Here is a 20,276-nt window from a genome sequence, read left to right on the forward strand (position 1 = left end):
CCGGACATGTCGACAAACCATCGTACTTCTCGCTTTTTTGCCCTCGCCTTGATGACTGTTTTGCTGGCCGCCGGCGGTTTCGGCTATTGGAAATCGCGCCACGATCGCCTGCCGGAAGGCTTGAGCATGGGCAACGGTCGCCTTGAGGCCACCGAGGTCCAGATTGCCAGCAAGACCCCCGGGCGCCTGGCCGAAGTTCAGGTCGACGAAGGCGACAACGTCATCAAGGGCCAGGTGCTGGCGCGCATGGATACCCGCACCCTGGAGGCCCAGCGCAACCAGGCCGAGGCCGAAGTCGTGCGGGCCCGGCAGAACCTTGCTGCCACCGAAGCCAACGTGCAGTTGCGCCAGAGCGAACAATTGCTCGCTCACCAGGAGCTCAAGCGGACCCAGGAACTGTTCAAGCGCGGTTACGCCAGCGGCCAGGTCATTGACCAGCAACAAGCCCGCGTCGACACCGCCAATGCCGCGGTCAACGCCGCCCGGGCTCAGGTATCGGCGGCGAATGCGGCCATCGGCGCGACCCTGGCCCAAGTGGCCCAACTCACCAGCGAAATAGATGACAGCACGTTGCGGGCACCGCTCGACGGCGTGATCCAGTTGCGCCTGGCCGAGCCAGGTGAAGTGCTGGGCGCCGGCGGCCGAGTGTTGCTGATGATCGATCCGAACGACCAATACATGAACCTCTACCTGCCGGCGTCGGTGGCGGGGAAACTGGCGGTGGGCGATGAAGCGCGACTGTTGCTCGACGCCCTGCCCGCGCGACCTCTACCCGCCAAGGTCAGTTTCGTCGCGGCCAAATCCCAGTTCACCCCGAAAGAAGTCGAAACCCGTGATGAGCGCCAGAAACTGGTGTTCCGCGTTAAAGTACGCCTGACCCGCCCCGGCGAAGTGCCCCAGGTCAAACCCGGCATGCCAGGCGCCGGCTATGTACGCACCGCCCCCATCGACTGGCCGGCCAACTTGCAATGAGCGCCCCCGCCGGCGAGGCATTGCGCGCCTCGGGCCTTGAACACCGCTACGGCCAGCAGGTGGCGCTGAGCGATATCGCCTTCAGCCTGCCCGTCGGCACTCGCTGCGGCCTGATCGGCCCGGACGGTGCCGGCAAATCGAGCCTGCTGGGGCTGATTGCCGGGGTGAAGAAACTCCAGCACGGCCAACTGGACGTACTCGGCGCCTCGATCGACGACCGACGCCATCGCAATACCCTCTACCGACGCATTGCCTTCATGCCCCAAGGGTTGGGGGGCAACCTTTACCCGGACCTGTCGATACGCGAGAACATTCGCTTCTTCGGCACGCTGTTCGGGTTATCCCGGGCAGACTGCGAACAACGCATGGGCACTTTGCTGCTGGCCACCGATCTGCAGCGTTTTGCCGATCGCCCGGCGGGCAAACTGTCCGGCGGCATGAAACAGAAGCTCGGCCTGTGTTGCGCACTGATCCATGAGCCGGACCTGCTGATTCTCGACGAACCCACCACCGGCGTGGACCCGCTGTCCCGGCGTCGCTTCTGGGAACTGATAGAAGACGTGCGTCGACAACGCCCGCAACTGACCCTCCTGGTCGCCACCGCGTACATGGAAGAGGCTGAACAATTCGAGCATTGCCTGATGCTCGACAACGGTCGCTTGATCGCCAAGGGTTTGAGTGCCGAGCTGGCCACAGTCACGCCAGACGGCAAGCTCGACTCGGCCTTCACCCATTTCCAGGGCGACAGCAACCGCGATGCAGAGCCGCTGGTGATTCCCCCCAGGAGCGCCAACACCGCCGACATTGCCATCGAAGCCCACGACCTCACCTTGCGCTTCGGTGATTTCACCGCCGTCGACAACGTCAGTTTCGCGATTGGTCGCGGTGAGATCTTTGGGTTCCTGGGTTCCAACGGCTGCGGCAAGACCACCACCATGAAGGTGTTGACCGGGCTGATCCCCGCCAGCGAAGGCAGTGCCCGGCTGCTGGGCAACCCGGTCAACGCCAAGGACCTCGCCACCCGCAAGCGGGTGGGTTTCATGTCCCAGAGCTTTTCGCTGTACGGCGAACTGAGTGCGCGCCAGAACCTGGAACTGCACGCCAAGCTCTTCGACCTGCCCACGACGGACAGTCGCCAGCGCATCGACGAACTGATTCAGCGCTTCAATCTCCAAGCGCTGGCGGACCAGCCTTCCGGCGCCCTGCCACTGGGCCTGCGCCAGCGTTTGTCCCTGGCGGTGGCGGTGTTGCATCGCCCGGAAGTGCTGATCCTCGATGAGCCGACCTCGGGTGTCGACCCGGCTGCGCGGGATGATTTCTGGCGGCTGCTGATCGAGCTGTCTCGCGAACAGGGCGTGACGATTTTTCTTTCCACGCACTTCATGAACGAGGCCCAGCGCTGCGACCGTATTTCGCTGATGCACGCCGGCAAGGTCCTGGCTTGTGACACGCCGGCGGCCTTGCAGGCGCAGTTCAACGGCCAGACGCTGGAAGCCGCGTTCGTCACCTGCCTGGAAAAAGCCCAGGGCGAGACGCAGCAAGATGCCGCCCCCGTACCCCTTGACAGTGCCGACGCCCCCCGGGACCGGCGCGGCCTGAGCCTCGGTCGCCTGTGGGCCGTCGCCAGCCGGGAAGGCAAGGAGCTGCTGCGCGACAAGGTGCGGATGGCATTCGCCTTGCTGGGCGCCTTGTTCATGATGGTGGTCTTCGGCTTCGGTATTTCCCTCGATGTGGAGAAACTGGCCTTCGCCGTGTTTGACCAGGATCAGAGCCCGCAAAGCCGTGCCTATCTGGAAGCGTTCCGTAGCTCGCGCTACTTCGAGGAGCAACCGATCATCAGCGATGCGAAGGAGCTGCATCGACGCTTGCAGCGTTCGGAGATCAAGCTGGCCCTGGAAATCCCCCCCGGTTTCGGGCGTGACCTTTACGCCGACCGCCAACCGACGGTGGGCGCCTGGCTGGACGGCGGCATACCGTTTCGAGCCGAGACCAGTCGCAACTACGTCCAGGCCGTGCACCAGGCCAACCTTGAGCAACTGGCTGAACTCAGCAGCCGCGCGCCAAACCGGCAACCCGGTGCGACGCTGGAAACGCGCTTTCGTTACAACCAGGACGTGGTCAGCGTCAACGCCATCGGTCCTGGGGTCATGGCGCTGATCCTGGCGTTCATTCCGGCCATGTTGACGGCGCTGGGCATCGTGCGGGAGAAGGAGCTGGGCTCGATCACCAACTTCTACGCCACGCCGCTGACCCGACTGGAGTTCCTGCTGGGCAAACAAGTGCCCTACCTGGCGGTCAGCCTGATCAACCTCGCCCTGCTGACAGCGATGAACCGCTGGCTGTTCGGTGTGCCGTTCAAGGGCAGCGGCCTGACGCTAGCGATCGGCGGCCTGCTCTATGTACTGGCGACCACCAGCATGGGGCTGCTGATCTCGGCGTTCACCCGCACCCAGATCGCGGCGATCCTCGGCACCATGATTATCACCAGCCTGCCGACCATCCAGTTTTCGGGGTTGATCGTGCCGCGCTCCTCCCTGGAGGGTGCCGCTGCGGTGATGGGCCAGTTGTTTCCCGCCGGTTACTTCCTGGATATCGCCGTCGGCACCTTCACCAAGGCCCTGGATCTGCGCCAGCTATGGCCGCAATGCCTGGCACTGGGCGGTTTTTTCCTGGGCTTCACCGGGCTCAGCCTGATCATGCTGAAAAAGCAGGAGGCCTGATGCACACGCTTTCACATATCTGGCGTCTGGGGCTCAAGGAACTGACCAGCCTGCGGTACGACTCCGTCCTACTGCTGTTTTTGGGCTACGCGTTCACGGTGGCGATCTACATGCCGGCCGCAGGTTCGGTAATCGGCGTCCACAACGCCAGTGTGGCAATAGTGGACGAAGACCAGAGCCATCTTTCGCGCCAATTGGCCCAGCTCCTGCAACCGCCGGAGTTCCAGAACCCAGTGGCCTTGCCCTATGCCGAACTGGACAAGGTCATGGACAATGGCCGCTACACCTTTGTCATCAACGTGCCCGCCAACTTCCAGGCCGACCTGCTCGCAGGGCGCGAACCGACGCTGCAACTCAACGTCGACGCCACGGCCATGAGTCAGGCGTTCATGGGCGCCGGCTACATCGGACGGATTTTCCAACAGGAACTGACTACCTACGCCGGCCAGGCACAAACGAGCGAAGCAACGCCCGTGAGGCTGACCACGCGTTCGCTGTTCAATACCAATCTGGAAGGTGGCTGGTTCCTGGCGGTGATCCAGATCGTCAACAACATCACGATCCTGGCCATCATCCTGACGGGGACCGCGCTGCTACGCGAGCGCGAGCACGGCACCCTCGACCACTTGCTGGTGCTGCCGCTGACGGCATTGGAAATCATGCTGGCGAAAATCTGGAGCAACCTGCTGGTGGTGGTGCTGTGCACCTGGGCATCGCTGGAAATCATCGTCAAGTTCGCCTTGGGGGTTCCACTCGCCGGCTCCATGGCGCTCTTCCTGCTGGTGACCGCACTCTACCTGTTCGCCAGCACCTCACTGGGCATCTTCCTCGCCACCCTCGCCCGCTCGACGCCGCAATTCGGCCTGCTGGCGATCCCGGTTATCATTCCGATGCTGCTGTTGTCGGGCGGCAGTACACCGCTGGACAGCATGCCGCAATGGTTGCAATGGGTGATGCAAGGCTCGCCCTCGACGCATTTCGTCAGCCTCAGCGCGGCGATCCTGTTCCGAGATGCCGGCCCTGGCGTGATCTGGCCGGACCTGCTGGCGCTGGCGGCCATCGGACTTTTGTTCTTTGCAATCGCCCTGGCCCGGTTTCGGAAGAGCCTGGCGTCTTGACGAAAAAAAACAGCCTTGGGCAGCGCCAGGAGATCCGGGCACTGCCAAAGGCTGCGATCGAGCCGGTTTACTGAATGATCAGGTTGTTGAACAACAGGTCATCGACCATCGGTTTGCCGGTTTCGTCGTTCATCACCTGCTGGGTCTGCTTCAACGCTTCCTGACGCAATTTTTCCTTGGCCTCAAGGTTGTTCATGGTCTCGGTGGTCTGCTGGGCGAACAGCGCCACCAACTGGTTGCGAATCAACGGCTCATTGGCCTTGACCGCCGCCGCTGCGGCATCTCCTGTCACGCGCAGGGCCACATCGGCCTTGTAGACTCTCAACTTCGCCGAACCGTCGAGCCCATAGTTGCCGACAAAGGGCGGGCTGAGGGTGATGTAGCTGACCTTCGGCGCCTCACCCTCCTTCGCTTCCTTGCCCTCTTCGGCCATCGCTGCCACAGGCAACGACAGGGCCAGCATCAACATGATCCACGCTTTCACAATTGATTCCTCATCCGGTTTGCGGCCCAGCATACCGCCCCGCCGTTCAAGCACAAGCTTATGGCCGGCTATCAGGGCAAGGCATGCTCGTTGACCCGTTGTCTCTCACACCTACACTTATCGGCCATCACTCCCAAAGGAATAGCCCTGATGAAAGCCGTGCTGTGCAAAGAATTCGGCCCCGCCGAATCGCTGGTGCTGGAAGACGTCGCCAGCCCCATCGCCAAGAAGAACGAAGTGCTGCTGGACGTGCATGCCGCCGGGGTGAACTTCCCTGACACGCTGATCATCGAGGGCAAATACCAATTCAAGCCACCCTTCCCGTTCTCCCCCGGCGGCGAAGCGGCGGGCGTCGTCAGCGAAGTGGGAGAGAAAGTCAGCCACTTGAAGGTCGGCGACCGGGTAATGGCGCTGACTGGCTGGGGCAGCTTTGCCGAACAGGTGGCGGTACCTGGCTACAACGTGTTGCCGATCCCTGCATCCATGGACTTCAACACCGCCGCCGCCTTCAGCATGACCTATGGCACCTCGATGCATGCCCTCAAGCAACGGGCCAACCTGCAAGCCGGCGAAACCCTACTGGTGCTCGGCGCATCCGGTGGTGTCGGCCTGGCGGCGGTGGAGATCGGCAAGGCCATGGGCGCCCGGGTAATCGCCGCTGCCAGCAGCGCAGAAAAACTCGCCGTGGCGAAGGCGGCCGGCGCCGACGAATTGATCAACTACAACGAAACCAGCCTGAAGGATGAAATCAAGCGCCTCACCGACGGCCAGGGCGCCGATGTGATCTACGATCCGGTGGGTGGCGACCTGTTCGACCAGGCCATCCGCGCCATCGCCTGGAACGGCCGGCTGCTGGTGGTGGGCTTTGCCAGCGGACGCATCCCCGAGCTGCCGGTGAACCTGGCCCTGCTCAAGGGCGCCGCCGTGGTGGGCGTGTTCTGGGGCTCCTTCGCCCAGCGCCAGCCCCAGGACAACGCCGCCAACTTCCAGCAATTGTTCGGTTGGTTCGCCGAAGGCAAGCTCAAGCCGCTGGTGTCGCAGGTGTACCCGCTGAGCAATGCGGCGCAGGCGATCAATGACCTGGGGCAGCGCAAGGCGGTGGGGAAGGTGGTTGTGCAGGTGCGTTGAATGCCTCAAAGCGGTCAGGACCTCAAGCGCCGGACCGCTATTGAGCCGCACTAAAGCAACTCGCGAATCTCCTGCGGCAGCATCCGCACATACCGTGCCGCCGGAAAACTCCCGCAACGCTGCACGATCGTAGGCAGGCGCCTGTTGAACCGGGCGATCAAGGCCAAACGCTCCACATCCGGCATCTGTTTCACAAAAAACACATTAGACAAGTAACTGCGGGTGTAACGGAACGGGAGCAAATCCTCTACCCACAGCTGTCCCCTGGCATGCGCATTGATGTCCGAGCATTTCCAGGTCTTGATCCACTTGTTGGCATCCAGTGGCACGCCATCCAGGCGGAACTCGAAGGGCGCTATGACGTGCGTCTGCGCCGGATGTTCGTGGTCCACCGCCCACGGCCTGAAGCGCCATTGCCTCACGGCCTCCCGAGCGGCCTCGGCGAAATCCGGATGATCGCTGCGCAGGATCGCGACTTCATCGACACGACCATCGGCATGCACCGTGAAGCCGACCCGGACCACACCCACGACGCCCTTCCGGTGCAGGGCCGTCGGGTAGTCCGGCTTGGGATTGTGCTCGGGCACCAACAACACATCCGTCGCCCCGCTCGTAGCGGACAAGCACAACAACAGCATCACGACACACCACCTCATGCCCTCACCCCTCACCTGAATGCCAGACTTGGCAAAGACATAGAGGGTAGAGGCCGCGGCCTTGGGGCTGAATAGCGAGACGTCCCATTTGGGTGAAGGACCTTTCCCACTGTCCTGCCCCCTTGCCACCGATGCACCGCGTGAAAAAAGCCTGTGGCGACATTTCCTACAACAGCTTTCGCCAATACCTGAGCGACATGTTCGTTTAAGAACATTCGATCAGAAAAATTTCGCTGTTTAAACGATAAGAACCAATGCTATTTTCGGTAACGAAACTGTAACATTCGCATCCGCAGTCATAACAAGAACCTGGAGCCCTTGAATGTTTGCCTTCTTTCGCCCTGCCGCCCATCAGGCGTCCCTGCCTGAAGAAAAAATAGACAGCACCTACCGACGCCTGCGCTGGCAGATCTTCGCCGGGATCTTCATTGGCTACGCCGGCTATTACCTGTTGCGCAAGAACTTCTCCCTGGCCATGCCGTACCTGATCGACGAGGGTTATACCCGTGGTCAGCTGGGCCTGGCCATGTCGGCCATCGCCATCGCCTATGGGCTGTCGAAGTTCCTGATGGGCCTGGTGTCCGACCGGTCCAACCCGCGTTACTTCCTGCCCTTCGGCTTGCTGGTCTCGGCGGGGGTGATGTTCGTGTTCGGTTTCGCGCCTTGGGCAACGTCAAGCGTGACCATGATGTTCATCCTGCTGTTCATCAACGGTTGGGCCCAAGGCATGGGCTGGCCACCCAGCGGACGGACCATGGTGCATTGGTGGTCGCAGAAAGAACGCGGCGGCGTGGTGTCGGTGTGGAACGTGGCGCACAACGTCGGCGGCGGCCTGATCGGCCCGTTGTTCCTGCTGGGGATGGGCTGGTTCAATGACTGGCACGCGGCATTCTATGTGCCGGCTGCTGTAGCGCTCGCCGTTGCCGTGTTCGCCTTCGTGACCATGCGCGATACCCCACAATCGGTGGGCCTGCCGCCGATCGAGAAATACAAGAACGACTACCCCGAAGGCTACGACGCCAGTCACGAGAACGAATTCAGCGCCAAGGAAATCTTCGTCAAATACGTGCTGCGCAACAAAATGCTCTGGTACATCGCCATGGCCAACGTGTTTGTCTACCTGCTGCGCTACGGCGTGCTGGACTGGGCGCCGACCTACCTCAAGGAAGCCAAGGGCTTCACGGTGGACAAAAGCTCCTGGGCCTATTTCTTCTACGAGTGGGCGGGCATTCCCGGCACGCTGCTGTGCGGCTGGATGTCGGACAAGATCTTCCGCGGCAACCGTGGCCTGACCGGCATGGTGTTCATGGCCCTGGTGACCGTAGCGACGCTGGTGTACTGGCTGAACCCGGCCGGCAACCCGACCGTCGACATGATCGCCCTGGTTTCCATCGGTTTCCTGATCTACGGCCCAGTGATGCTGATCGGTTTGCAGGCACTGGAACTGGCACCGAAGAAGGCCGCCGGTACCGCCGCAGGCTTCACCGGCTTGTTTGGTTACCTGGGTGGTTCGGTCGCGGCCAGTGCCGCCATGGGCTACACCGTGGACCATTTTGGCTGGAACGGCGGTTTTGTGTTGTTGATCGGTGCTTGCCTGCTGGCGATGGCCTTCCTCGCGCCAACCCTGTGGCACAAGCAAATCGCCAGTCAGAGCCGCGAAGCGATCGCCTGATCCTGCGCTGATTTACAGCGCTTGAGCCGCGCCTCCAGATTCCGGTCTGGCATGGCGTGGCTGCGCAGGGCGTGGATGGTCTGCTCGACGTAATCGCGAGTGGTGCCGTAACGCCCACAGGCGCTTTCAAAGACCTGGCTCAGCACATGGTCCGGCAGGTTGCCGGCATAGCTGGGCAGGTGTCGCTCCAGTACAAACCCCAAGGCTTGCACCCGGCTGCCATCCTCGAGACGGCAACTGAGCCAATGCGGGCGATAGGACGGGACCGGCATCTCGCGTTGCCACAGGGCAAACAGCGAATCCTCGAGATTCTCCTCCGGCAATCGGTAGGCGAAACCGCTGCACGAGCCGCCGCGATCCAGCCCGAACACCAGCCCCGGCAACTCCGGTGTACCGCGATGCTCGTGGGACCACAGGTACAAACCGCGATGATAACCATGGACCCGGCCGCGCATCCGCTCCACCACCGTGCATTCGGGCCGCCAGATCAATGAACCGTAAGCAAACAGCCAGACCGGACCGCCCTGGTGGAGACTCATGGTCAATTGCATCGAGGCGAGCAATTGCTCACGGGTCAGTTGCGGGCCCAGGTCGAGCCTTGGCGGGTACAAGACGCATGTAATGGCGGATTCGATAGCGGTCATGGCCGGTAGCGTAGGGCTCCTCGCAATTCATGAAGCTGGATGGTGCGCCGTCATGACACTGACGCTTGGCAGAACCAAGGCAAATTGGATGCCATGAATGCTCGGGGCGCTGGCATATACCTTAACGGCATCTGGCTCATGAACTAAATATCGAATAGGCATATGTGCAGATCTATACATTTGTGGCGAGGGGATTTATCCCCGCTGGGGCGCGAAGCGGCCCAAAAATCCGAGCGCTCGGTGTGTCAGATCAATTGATTTCTGATTTCGAGGGCCGCTTCGCAGCCCAACGGGGATAAATCCCCTCGCCACAAAAGCACCTTAGCCTGGGCTAAATGAGTGCTACTCAAGCCCGAGGCGCATAGGCGAAGACATCCGCGCGCATTTGATGGGCGTCCATTCCGGCTTCCACCAACGCATCGAGCGTGGCGTAGATCATGGCCGGCGAGCCGCTGGCGTAGACGTGCACGCCGGAAAGATCGCTGAGGTCCTCGCACACGGCTTCATGGAGCATGCCGCAGCGCCCTTCCCAGCCGCACAAGTCGCTGACGACTTTGTGCAGGAACAGGTTCGGCAGTTTTTTCCATTCGTCCCAATGCTCGATTTCATAGAAATCTTCCGGCCGCCGCACGCCCCAATACAGGTGCACCGGGTGCTTGAAACCCGCCGCCCGGCAATGCTCGATCAGGCTGTGCATCTGCGCCATGCCGGTTCCGGCGGCGATCAGTACCAACGGGCCATCGGGCAATTCGGACAAATGCGTGTCGCCAAAAGGCATCTCGATACGCACGCTGGGGTTGCGCCGCAGCTGCTCCAGCAGGGCTTGTGCACTGCTTTCGCGCACCAACACGTGCAATTGCAGCTCGCGCCCCGAATGCGGCGCCGAGGCCAGGGAGAAGGCCGATTTTTCGCCGTTTTCCCGTTCGATCATCAGGTACTGCCCGGCGTGATAGCGCGGCGGCTTGCCGGCCGGCGCACGCAGGCGCACTCGCCAGACATCGCCCCCCACGTCGGCGCACTCGACCACCTGGCACGCCAGGTTGCGTACCGGTAGCTCACCCGGCGACAGCACGCCATCCCACAACACCACGCAGTCCTCCAGGGGTTCGGCGATGCAGGTGAAGATCTCACCGTGATCGCGCACCTCGCCCGCCTGTTCCACACGGCCCTCCACCAACAACGCGCCGCAGACGTGGCAGTTGCCGTTGCGGCAACTTTGCGGGCATTCATAGCCCAGGCGCCGCGCGCCATCGAGAATCCGCTCGGCGGGCCGGATCTCCAGCACCGCCCCGGAAGGCTGCAAGGTTACACGCATCAATCTATTCCTAACTGATTCCAGATGGCATCGATCCGTTGGGTAACGGCCTCATCCTTGACGATAACCCGGCCCCACTCGCGAGTGGTTTCACCGGGCCATTTATGCGTGGCATCGAGCCCCATCTTCGACCCCAGACCGGACACTGGCGAGGCGAAGTCGAGGTAGTCGATCGGCGTATTCTCGATCATCACGGTGTCGCGCTTGGGATCCATGCGCGTGGTAATGGCCCAGATCACGTCGTTCCAGTCCCGTGCGTTGATATCGTCGTCGGTGACGATAACGAACTTGGTGTACATGAACTGTCGCAAAAACGACCAGACACCGAGCATCACCCGCTTGGCGTGCCCCGGATACGACTTCTTCATGGTCACCACGGCCATGCGATACGAACAGCCTTCCGGGGGCAAATAGAAATCGGTGATTTCTGGAAACTGCTTTTGCAGGATAGGCACGAACACTTCGTTCAGCGCCACGCCGAGAATGGCCGGCTCATCGGGCGGACGGCCGGTATAGGTGCTGTGGTAAATCGGCTTGATCCGATGGGTGATGCGCTCGACGGTGAACACCGGGAAGCTGTCGACTTCGTTGTAGTAACCGGTGTGGTCGCCGTACGGCCCTTCATCGGCCATTTCGCCAGGATGGATCACCCCTTCAAGGATGATCTCGGCGGTGGCCGGTACTTGCAGGTCGTTGCCACGGCACTTCACCAGCTCGGTGCGGTTGCCGCGCAACAGGCCGGCGAACGCATATTCGGAGAGGCTGTCGGGTACGGGCGTGACGGCGCCAAGGATGGTCGCCGGGTCCGCGCCCAGGGCCACCGACACCGGGAAGGGCTGGCCGGGGTGTTTTTCACACCACTCACGGTAGTCCAGTGCACCGCCCCGATGGCTCAGCCAGCGCATGATGACCTTGTTGCGACCAATTACCTGCTGACGATAGATGCCCAGGTTCTGGCGATCCTTGTTCGGGCCCTTGGTGACGGTCAGGCCCCAGGTGATCAGTGGCCCTACGTCGCCCGGCCAGCAGGTCTGCACAGGGAGCATGGCCAGGTCGACATCGTCGCCCTCGATCACCACTTCCTGACAGATAGCGTCCTTGACGACTTTCGGCGCCATGGAAATGATCTTGCGGAAAATCGGCAGCTTGGACCAAGCGTCCTTCAGGCCTTTCGGCGGCTCGGGCTCCTTGAGGAACGCCAGCAGCTTGCCGATTTCGCGCAGTTCGCTGACCGCTTCGGCGCCCATGCCCAGCGCCACGCGTTCCGGCGTGCCGAACAGGTTGCCCAGGACCGGAATGTCGTAGCCTGTCGGATTTTCGAACAACAGCGCCGGGCCTTTTGCGCGAAGCGTGCGGTCACAGACTTCCGTCATCTCCAATACGGGAGAAATAGGAACCTGGATGCGTTTCAACTCACCGCGCTGCTCAAGTTGCTGCACGAAATCCCGAAGATCCTTGAATTGCATTGAGATGCCACCCCGAAAATAGGCGTATATCCTACCTGCTCCAGCGCCCAAACAGCAGCCCGTGTGTGCGCGGCGGCGATCAATTGTCGGTTGTACCCAAGAGTACCGGGGCAAACAGCGGACGTAGTCGGGTACTACCGAGATCAGAGAGATGATCCTCGTCCTTGTACCGTGAGTGACCATTGACTTCGATGCTGCAAATCTGGCCCGGACACATCAGCGGGGTCGGATCGATGACATGTACGCCTGGATCCGCGGCGCTCATCGAGTCGAACAAGGCGCTGAAAAAATGCTGGCGGGACAAGTGCTCCTGCAGCGGACGCCCCAAGCCTTCGGTCGAACGTCCGACCCGGGCCAGGCTCGTCAATCGATCGATCGCGTTCTTGCGCTGCAGCGGCACCTCCTTGAACAGCCACACTTGCACACCCGCCGCCCTCAACAGCGCCACCCGAGCCTTGAGCGCCGCAGCCATGCGCGACTCGGCCTGGGCCCTATTGTCACGGGGGTTGAGCAGTAAATGGTTATCGCCGTCCTCACGACCATAGACGTAAAGACTCCAGTTGGAGGCCAACACCACATCCTTGATCTGCAGACGGCGAACCTGCTCCATGGTTCTTTCATTGAAGTCCTTGCAACGTTGGTGCAGGTCGTCGCTCAGGATAGGCGGACAAGCGCTCATGCTGTAAAGCCATACCGGCCGCCTCGCGCGCGTGGCATTGCTTTCGATCGGCGGCAACAACGCAGCGGCATGGCTGTCGCCCCAGAACAGTTGAGTCGCCGGGACCTCTTTGTGCTCGCCAACCAGGCACGCCTTGTCCAGACTCTTGTCCGACGTCATCAGAAAGCACTTCATCTGCCCGGCTTTCCAATCCCGCGCCTGCGCATACTCCAACGCCTTGCCGGTGAGGCGCTGGGGAAAGCCATCCGCCGAACGCACCACCGAACCTGTCACCGCCAGGGCGACCATGGCCAGCAAGCCTCCCACCAGCACCGGTTTGCGTCCGGGCAGCAAACGCTTTTCACGAAACGGAAGCTCAACGAAGCGCCAACTCAGCCAGGCAAGACTCAACGCCAGCAATATCCAACCCACGGCCTCCAAATGCTCGATACCGTCGATGGAAACAGCATTGGCATAGACGTAGATCGGCCAGTGCCACAGATAGAGGGAATAGGAAATCAAGCCAATCCAGACGAGCACCTTGGCACCGAGCAGTTGAGCCACCCAGGTCGAACCCTGTGCCCCGGACCAGATCAACGCGGTGGCACCGAGAACAGGCAGTAGAGCGGCCCACCCTGGGAACGTCGTGGTCCTGTCAAAGGTGAACACCGCCACGAGGACCGCCGCCAACCCGGCCACGCCCGCCAATTGATAGAGCCACGGCCTCACGACATGTCTTGACGCGGGCAATACCGCGAGCATCGCGCCGCACAAAAGCTCCCAGGCACGTGTCGGCAGCGAGAAGAAAGTGACGTCAGGCTTGCGGTCGATGTAAGTGATGTTCAGCCCGAAAGAAATCAGCAACATGGCAAACAACATCCAGCGCCAATGACGAACATGGCGCATCAACAACATCAACAACGGAAAGAAAATGTAGTACTGCTCCTCAACCGCCAGCGACCAGGTATGAAGCAACGGCTTCAAGTCCGACGCCGGCTCGAAGTAGCCGTCTTCTCGCATGAACAAGATGTTTGAAATGAACAGCGATTGGTAACGAACCGTCCGGCCAAGCTCGGAAAAATCCTTGGCCGTCAGCAGCCACCACCCCATGACCAACGTTGCCAACAGCACCAGGCTCAAGGCCGGGAGGATGCGTCGCGCACGTCGGGCCCAGAAATCGATGAAACTGAAGCGTTGCGCACCCATCTCACGGAACAGGATGCTGCTGATCAGGAACCCGGAAATGACAAAGAAGACGTCGACTCCGACAAAACCACCGCTGAACGTGCTGAAACCGAAGTGAAAAAGCACCACCGGAATAACGGCCAGGGCCCTCAACCCGTCGATGTCACGGCGATTGCCAAATGTGTGCATAACGTTCCTTGTCGTTTAAAAATACAAATGCCAACAGCAAGGATACTGCTGGCCTTCGAAAGTTGTCTGCTTTGATACAAATCCAGCCAAAAAAAAGAGCGCCCGGTCAGGGGCGCTCTTTTTTTGAAGCGTTGCTTCGTGTTACTTGCGTTTCATCGACAGGAAGAACTCGTCGTTGGTCTTGGTCGTCTTCAGCTTGTCGACCAGGAACTCGATGGCGGCGACTTCATCCATCGGATGCAGCAGCTTGCGCAGGATCCACATGCGCTGCAATTCGTCGTCGGCGGTCAGCAACTCTTCGCGGCGTGTGCCGGAACGGTTGATGTTGATGGCCGGGAACACACGTTTCTCGGCGATACGACGATCCAGAGGCAGCTCCATGTTGCCGGTGCCCTTGAACTCCTCGTAGATCACTTCGTCCATCTTCGAGCCGGTTTCAACCAGCGCGGTGGCGATGATGGTCAGCGAACCGCCTTCCTCGATGTTTCGCGCGGCGCCGAAGAAACGCTTCGGTTTTTCCAGCGCGTGGGCATCGACACCACCGGTCAGCACCTTGCCGGAGCTCGGGATCACGGTGTTGTAGGCACGGGCCAGACGAGTGATGGAGTCCAGCAGGATCACTACGTCCTTCTTGTGCTCGACCAGGCGCTTGGCCTTCTCGATCACCATTTCGGCAACCTGCACGTGGCGGGTCGGCGGCTCGTCGAACGTCGAGGCGACCACTTCGCCGCGCACGGTGCGCTGCATCTCGGTCACTTCTTCCGGACGCTCGTCGATCAGCAGCACGATCAGATGAACTTCAGGGTTGTTACGGGCGATGTTGGCCGCGATGTTCTGCAGCATGATCGTCTTGCCCGCTTTCGGCGGTGCCACGATCAAGCCACGCTGGCCTTTGCCGATGGGTGCACACAGGTCGATGACACGACCGGTGAGGTCTTCGGTGGAACCGTTGCCGGCTTCCATCTTCATGCGCACGGTCGGGAACAGCGGGGTCAGGTTCTCGAAGAGAATCTTGTTCTTCGCGTTTTCCGGACGGTCGAAGTTGATCGTGTCGACCTTGAGCAGGGCGAAGTAACGCTCGCCTTCCTTCGGAGGGCGGATCTTGCCAACGATGGTGTCACCGGTGCGCAAGTTGAAGCGACGGATCTGGCTCGGCGAGACGTAGATATCGTCCGGGCCGGCGAGATAGGAAGCGTCTGCGGAGCGAAGGAAGCCGAAGCCGTCCTGGAGAATCTCCAGCACGCCATCACCGGAGATTTCCTCGCCGCTTTTCGCGTGCTTCTTGAGCAGGGAGAAAATCACGTCCTGCTTGCGCGAACGGGCCATATTTTCTATGCCCATCTGTTCGGCCAATTCGAGCAGTTCGGTAATCGGCTTTTGCTTGAGTTCAGTCAGATTCATATAGGAATGACGTAATCATTTATGGAGGGGGGAAATTAAGCTTTTGGCTTAATGAGGCCGCGCCGCGGAGAAGGCGACAGGATCGCGTACTTATTCGAAAGGAGAGCGTCGGCGACGGCTTGCAGGGGGCAATGGAGAAACCAGTGCGGGGCCGAATGTACCACCTGGGTTTGCAAGCGTCTAGCCCCGGATAACGAAAAAGCCCCGCGATTTGCGGGGCTTTTTCAGTGGCATTCGGCGCTTAGATGTTGGCGTCGAGGAAAGCCGCCAGTTGCGACTTCGACAGCGCACCCACTTTGGTGGCTTCGACGTTGCCGTTCTTGAACAGCATCAGGGTCGGGATACCGCGTACGCCGTGCTTGGCCGGAGTATCCTGGTTTTCGTCGATGTTCAGCTTGGCAACGGTCAGCTTGCCTTTGTAGGTCTCGGCAATCTCGTCCAGGACCGGGGCAATCATTTTGCAGGGACCGCACCACTCAGCCCAATAGTCGACCAGTACCGCGCCTTCGGCCTTGAGTACGTCAGCCTCGAAGCTAGCGTCGCTAACGTGTTTGATCAGATCGCTGCTCATGGAAATCTCCGGGGTTGTCAGCAAAAAAACGTGGCCCATCATAGCGGCCCTTCCCGGGTTCAGGAAGCCGCAGTTGATTGAGTCTCGCTATGGCGGTCGATGGCTTTGGGTATGGCCGACGTCATGAAGCCGCGGGGGCGACGAAGGCAATTCCGGTACGCAGTGCAGCGTTACGTACATGTTCCTGCATGGCTTTTTGCGCAGCGCCTGAAGCGCGGCGAGCTAAGGCGCGAAGGATCTTGCGATGTTCCTGCCAGGTTTCCATCGCCCGTTCCGCCCTGATGAACGGTAGTTTCTGGCTTTCCAGGAAGATCTCGGCGCTGGCGGTGAGAATGCTCAGCATCGCCTGGTTGCCGCTGGCCAACAGGATTCGCCGATGAAATTCGAAATCCAGCCGCGCGGCGGCGTCGAAATCGCCGATTTTCAATTCCCGTCGCATGGCTTCGACATTGTCTTGCAGCATGTCCAGCTCATCGGCGCTGAGCGTCACCGCCGCCAACCCCGCCGCGAAACCCTCCAGGGCGTAGCGCAACTGGAAGATATCCACTGGCGAGGCCTGGGCCGCGAACGGCCAGCCCGGCGCCGATTCGCTGCGTGGAGCCTCTACCGGTGCCTGCACGAAAACCCCTTTGCCCGGCTGCACGCTGATCATCCCCAAAGCGCTCAACGATGACAGCGCTTCGCGCAGCGACGCCCGACTCACCCCCAGTTGCAGCGCCAGGTCCCGTTGCGACGGCAGCGCATCGCCCGGGCCGAAGCCTTCATCGACGATCAGTTTGCGGATGGCTTGCAGGGCCACTTCAGGAACGGCGCGAGCGATGGAATTCATGATTTTTTAGACGAACCGGGCCAGTGAGCGGCTAGTTGTAAAGCTATTCGCCGCGCCCGGCAAGTCGTGCCCCAGCAGGGTTCGGCGACAAATACCGACGCCCGATAACGGTGCGAAAAACGCCGCGACTGTTCAGACCAGTAAGACCGCCCTCCGCCAGCAAAACCGCGGCTTGGGCCGCTGAAAAGTCGCCTTGGCATGGCCTGTGCTCTGTCCGAACGCAGAAATCACATCACCGATTGCGGAGATTCGCCATGATTCAGCGTTGCAGCGCCCTGCTCACAGCTCTGTTTGCCAGCCTGATGCTCTGTCAGCTACCCGCCCACGCCGATGGCCTGGAAGACGTGGTCAAGCGTGGCACCCTCAAGGTCGCCGTGCCCCAGGACTTCCCGCCATTCGGTTCGGTAGGCCCGGACATGAAACCCCGCGGCCTGGACATCGACACTGCAAAACTGCTGGCCGACCAGCTCAAGGTCAAGCTTGAACTGACGCCGGTCAACAGCACCAACCGCATCCCCTTCCTGACCACCGGCAAGGTCGACCTGGTGATTTCCAGCCTGGGCAAGAACCCGGAGCGGGAAAAGGTCATCGACTTCTCCAGCGCCTACGCGCCGTTCTACCTGGCCGTGTTCGGTCCGCCTGACGCCGCCATCAACAACCTGGACGACCTCAAGGGCAAGACCATCAGCGTCACCCGGGGCGCCATCGAAGACATCGAGCTGACCAAGGTCGCCCCCGAAGGCACCACCATCAAGCGCTTCGAAGACAACAATTCGACCATTGCCGCCTACCTGGCCGGCCAGGTGGACCTGATCGCCAGTGGCAACGTGGTGATGGTCGCCATCAGCGAACGCAACCCCAAGCGTGTTCCGGCCCTGAAGGTGAAACTCAAGGACTCGCCGGTGTACGTGGGCGTGAACAAGAACGAGCCGGCGCTATTGGACAAGGTCAACCAGATCCTCGCCACCGCCAAGACCGATGGCAGCCTGGAGAAAAATTCCCAGACCTGGCTCAAGCAGCCGCTGCCGGCCGATCTCTGACCGTCGCTTGAGAGGCTGAGCATGGCTTATCAGTTCGATTTTCTGCCGGTGGTGCAAAACACCGAGCTGCTGTTGCGCGGCGCGCTGTTCACCCTGGAACTGACGGCCATCGGTACGTTGCTCGGGGTCAGCCTGGGCATCGTCGGGGCCGTGGTGCGGGCGTGGAACATTCGCCCGTTCGCGGCGATCTTCGGCGTATACGTGGAGCTGATCCGCAACACGCCGTTCCTGGTGCAGCTGTTTTTCATCTTCTTCGGCTTGCCGTCCCTGGGCCTGCAGATTTCCGAATGGCAGGCGGCGGTGCTGGCGATGGTGATCAACCTCGGCGCCTATTCCACCGAGATCATTCGCGCCGGCATCCAGGCCATCCCACGAGGGCAACTGGAAGCCGCCGCGGCCCTGGCGATGAGCCGCTTCGAGGCCTTCCGTCATGTGGTGCTGCTGCCGGCGCTGGGCAAGGTCTGGCCGGCGTTGAGCAGCCAGATCATCATTGTGATGCTCGGCTCGGCGGTGTGTTCACAGATCGCCACCGAAGAGTTGAGCTTTGCCGCCAACTTCATCCAGTCACGTAACTTCCGCGCCTTCGAAACCTATGCGCTGACCACGCTCATCTACTTGTGCATGGCGCTGTTGATCCGCCAGTTCCTCAACTGGGTGGGCCGCCGCTGCCTGTACAAGAGCAGCAACGGGAGCGGCCGATGAGCGATTTCACTTTCTGGGACGTGGTGCGCAACCTGCTCACCGGCCTGCAATGGACCCTGGCGCTGTCGCTGGTGGCGTTTATCGGTGGCGGCGTGATCGGTTTGCTGATCATGGTGTTGCGCATCTCCAAGAGCGCCCTGCCCCGCAACATCGCCCGGACCTACATTGAGCTGTTCCAAGGCACACCGCTGTTGATGCAGCTGTTCCTGGTGTTCTTCGGCGTGGCCCTGGCCGGGGTGGAGATTTCCCCCTGGATGGCGGCGGCGATTGCCTTGACGCTGTTTACCAGCGCCTACCTGGCGGAGATCTGGCGCGGTTGTGTCGACTCGATTTCCCACGGCCAGTGGGAAGCCTCGGCGAGCCTGGCCCTCAACCCGCTGGAGCAGTTGCGCTACGTCATCCTGCCCCAGGCCCTGCGCATCGCCGTGGCGCCGACCGTGGGCTTTTCGGTGCAAGTGGTCAAGGGCACGGCCGTGACGTCGATCATTGGCTTTACCGAACTGACCAAGACCGGCGGCATGCTCGCCAACGCCACGTTCGAGCCGTTCATGGTCTATGGCCTGGTTGCCCTCGGTTATTTCCTGCTCTGCTACCCCTTGTCCCTCAGTGCGCGCTACCTGGAAAGGAGACTGCATGCCTCTGCTTAGAATTACCGCCCTGCATAAATACTACGGCGATCATCACGTGCTCAAAGGCATCGACCTGAGTGTCGAGGAAGGCCAGGTGGTGGCGATCATCGGCCGCAGCGGCTCGGGCAAATCCACCTTGCTGCGCACCCTCAATGGCCTGGAATCGATCAATGATGGCGTGATCGAAGTCGACGGCGAATACCTCGATGCGGCCCGCGCCGACCTGCGCAGCCTGCGCCAGAAAGTCGGGATGGTGTTCCAGCAGTTCAACCTGTTCCCGCACCTGACGGTCGGCGAGAACGTCATGCTGGCGCCACAGGTAGTGCAAAAAGTGCCCAAGGCCAAGGCGGCCGTGCTGGCGCGGCAGATGCTGAAACGGGTCGGGCTTGGCGAGAAGTTCGATGCCTTCCCCGACCGGTTGTCTGGTGGCCAGCAGCAACGGGTGGCGATTGCCCGCGCGCTGGCGATGTCGCCGAAAGTGCTGCTGTGCGACGAGATCACCTCGGCCCTGGACCCGGAACTGGTCAATGAAGTGCTCAGCGTGGTGCGGCAACTGGCCAAGGAGGGCATGACCCTGATCATGGTCACCCACGAAATGCGCTTCGCCCGGGAAGTGGGCGACAAACTGGTGTTCATGCACCAGGGCAAGGTGCATGAGGTGGGCGATCCCAAGGTGCTGTTCGCCGATCCGCAGACTGCGGAGCTGGCGAACTTCATCGGGACGGTCGAGCCGGCCTGATTTTCTCAGCCAAGGAACACTCTGTGGCGAGGGGATTTATCCCCGCTGGGCTGCGAAGCGGCCCCCAAACCAGGCAACTCGGCGTGCCAGGATAATTGAGTTCACAGCTTTAGGGCTGCTGCGCAGCCCAGCGGGGATAAATCCCCTCGCCACAAGGG

General features: G+C 61.1%; 18 protein-coding genes. 9 read left to right on the forward strand and 9 right to left on the reverse strand.

The window, feature by feature from the left end; genetic code table 11:
• Positions 1-6: 6 nt before the first annotated feature.
• From BT116_RS10215 to BT116_RS10225, 3 genes are read left to right on the forward strand one after another with little or no spacing between them, the layout of a single operon-like run.
• Positions 7-972 (forward strand): HlyD family secretion protein, encoded by a 966-nt coding sequence (locus BT116_RS10215; RefSeq protein ID WP_072342964.1) that lies wholly within the window; start codon positions 7-9, stop codon positions 970-972.
• Entirely contained in the window at positions 969-3,692 is a 2,724-nt protein-coding gene (rbbA, locus tag BT116_RS10220) for a ribosome-associated ATPase/putative transporter RbbA (protein ID WP_072342967.1), read from the forward strand. The genes BT116_RS10215 and rbbA overlap by 4 nt, the downstream gene beginning before the upstream one ends.
• On the forward strand, positions 3,692-4,810 hold the full coding sequence (locus tag BT116_RS10225; protein ID WP_072342970.1) for an ABC transporter permease: 1,119 nt from the start codon (positions 3,692-3,694) through the stop codon (positions 4,808-4,810). Before rbbA ends, BT116_RS10225 begins: the two co-directional genes overlap by 1 nt.
• A gap of 67 nt (positions 4,811-4,877) precedes the next feature.
• Here the strand turns inward: BT116_RS10225 and BT116_RS10230 are convergent, their stop codons facing one another.
• Positions 4,878-5,294, reverse strand: a complete 417-nt coding sequence (locus BT116_RS10230; RefSeq protein WP_063325204.1) for a flagellar basal body-associated protein FliL — start codon at positions 5,292-5,294, stop codon at positions 4,878-4,880.
• 150 nt (positions 5,295-5,444) lie between these two features.
• Here BT116_RS10230 and BT116_RS10235 point away from each other — a divergent pair, with 150 nt between their 5' ends.
• A complete protein-coding gene (locus BT116_RS10235; RefSeq protein WP_072342972.1) occupies positions 5,445-6,422 on the forward strand; it encodes an NADPH:quinone oxidoreductase family protein in 978 nt (325 codons plus the stop codon).
• A gap of 50 nt (positions 6,423-6,472) precedes the next feature.
• Here BT116_RS10235 and BT116_RS10240 read toward each other — a convergent pair whose 3' ends face one another.
• Positions 6,473-7,060, reverse strand: coding sequence for an energy transducer TonB (locus BT116_RS10240; protein WP_256572569.1), 588 nt, complete (start codon positions 7,058-7,060; stop codon positions 6,473-6,475).
• Between the two features lie 340 nt (positions 7,061-7,400).
• Here BT116_RS10240 and glpT point away from each other — a divergent pair, with 340 nt between their 5' ends.
• Positions 7,401-8,750 carry a glycerol-3-phosphate transporter gene (glpT, locus tag BT116_RS10245; RefSeq protein WP_072342975.1) on the forward strand — a complete coding sequence of 450 codons (1,350 nt, stop codon included), beginning with the start codon at positions 7,401-7,403 and terminating at the stop codon, positions 8,748-8,750.
• Here the strand turns inward: glpT and BT116_RS10250 are convergent.
• The 7 genes from BT116_RS10250 to BT116_RS10280 form a co-directional block, all read right to left on the reverse strand.
• Entirely contained in the window at positions 8,726-9,394 is a 669-nt protein-coding gene (locus BT116_RS10250) for a gamma-glutamylcyclotransferase (RefSeq protein ID WP_072342978.1), read from the reverse strand. The two genes, glpT and BT116_RS10250, sit on opposite strands and share 25 nt — an antisense overlap.
• Positions 9,395-9,740: 346 nt before the next feature.
• Positions 9,741-10,709 (reverse strand): CDP-6-deoxy-delta-3,4-glucoseen reductase, encoded by a 969-nt coding sequence (locus BT116_RS10255; RefSeq protein ID WP_072342981.1) that lies wholly within the window; start codon positions 10,707-10,709, stop codon positions 9,741-9,743.
• The gene (gene ubiD, locus BT116_RS10260) at positions 10,709-12,175 is read right to left on the reverse strand and encodes a 4-hydroxy-3-polyprenylbenzoate decarboxylase (RefSeq protein WP_072342983.1); all 1,467 of its coding nucleotides are present in this window, start codon (positions 12,173-12,175) and stop codon (positions 10,709-10,711) included. The genes BT116_RS10255 and ubiD overlap by 1 nt, the downstream gene beginning before the upstream one ends.
• 79 nt (positions 12,176-12,254) lie before the next feature.
• Entirely contained in the window at positions 12,255-14,207 is a 1,953-nt protein-coding gene (locus tag BT116_RS10265; RefSeq protein ID WP_072342985.1) for an acyltransferase family protein, read from the reverse strand.
• A gap of 141 nt (positions 14,208-14,348) precedes the next feature.
• Positions 14,349-15,608, reverse strand: a complete 1,260-nt coding sequence (rho, locus tag BT116_RS10270) for a transcription termination factor Rho (RefSeq protein ID WP_003206716.1) — start codon at positions 15,606-15,608, stop codon at positions 14,349-14,351.
• 241 nt (positions 15,609-15,849) lie between these two features.
• A complete protein-coding gene (gene trxA, locus BT116_RS10275) occupies positions 15,850-16,179 on the reverse strand; it encodes a thioredoxin TrxA (protein ID WP_072343190.1) in 330 nt (109 codons plus the stop codon).
• A gap of 121 nt (positions 16,180-16,300) precedes the next feature.
• A complete protein-coding gene (locus BT116_RS10280) occupies positions 16,301-17,008 on the reverse strand; it encodes a FadR/GntR family transcriptional regulator (protein WP_072342987.1) in 708 nt (235 codons plus the stop codon).
• Positions 17,009-17,262: 254 nt separating this feature from the next.
• Between BT116_RS10280 and BT116_RS10285 the strand changes: the two genes are divergently transcribed.
• The 4 genes from BT116_RS10285 to BT116_RS10300 are packed head-to-tail and all read left to right on the forward strand — an operon-like array spanning position 17,263 to position 20,118.
• Positions 17,263-18,048, forward strand: coding sequence for a transporter substrate-binding domain-containing protein (locus BT116_RS10285; RefSeq protein ID WP_014340791.1), 786 nt, complete (start codon positions 17,263-17,265; stop codon positions 18,046-18,048).
• Between the two features lie 21 nt (positions 18,049-18,069).
• On the forward strand, positions 18,070-18,750 hold the full coding sequence (locus BT116_RS10290; protein ID WP_003206733.1) for an amino acid ABC transporter permease: 681 nt from the start codon (positions 18,070-18,072) through the stop codon (positions 18,748-18,750).
• Complete coding sequence (locus tag BT116_RS10295; RefSeq protein ID WP_003206735.1) at positions 18,747-19,397, forward strand: amino acid ABC transporter permease; 651 nt, start codon at positions 18,747-18,749, stop codon at positions 19,395-19,397. Before BT116_RS10290 ends, BT116_RS10295 begins: the two co-directional genes overlap by 4 nt.
• Entirely contained in the window at positions 19,384-20,118 is a 735-nt protein-coding gene (locus BT116_RS10300) for an amino acid ABC transporter ATP-binding protein (RefSeq protein WP_072342990.1), read from the forward strand. Before BT116_RS10295 ends, BT116_RS10300 begins: the two co-directional genes overlap by 14 nt.
• Positions 20,119-20,276: the final 158 nt, after the last annotated feature.

This window comes from Pseudomonas sp. NFACC16-2 (assembly GCF_900119205.1).
Lineage (GTDB): Bacteria > Pseudomonadota > Gammaproteobacteria > Pseudomonadales > Pseudomonadaceae > Aquipseudomonas > Aquipseudomonas fluorescens_Q.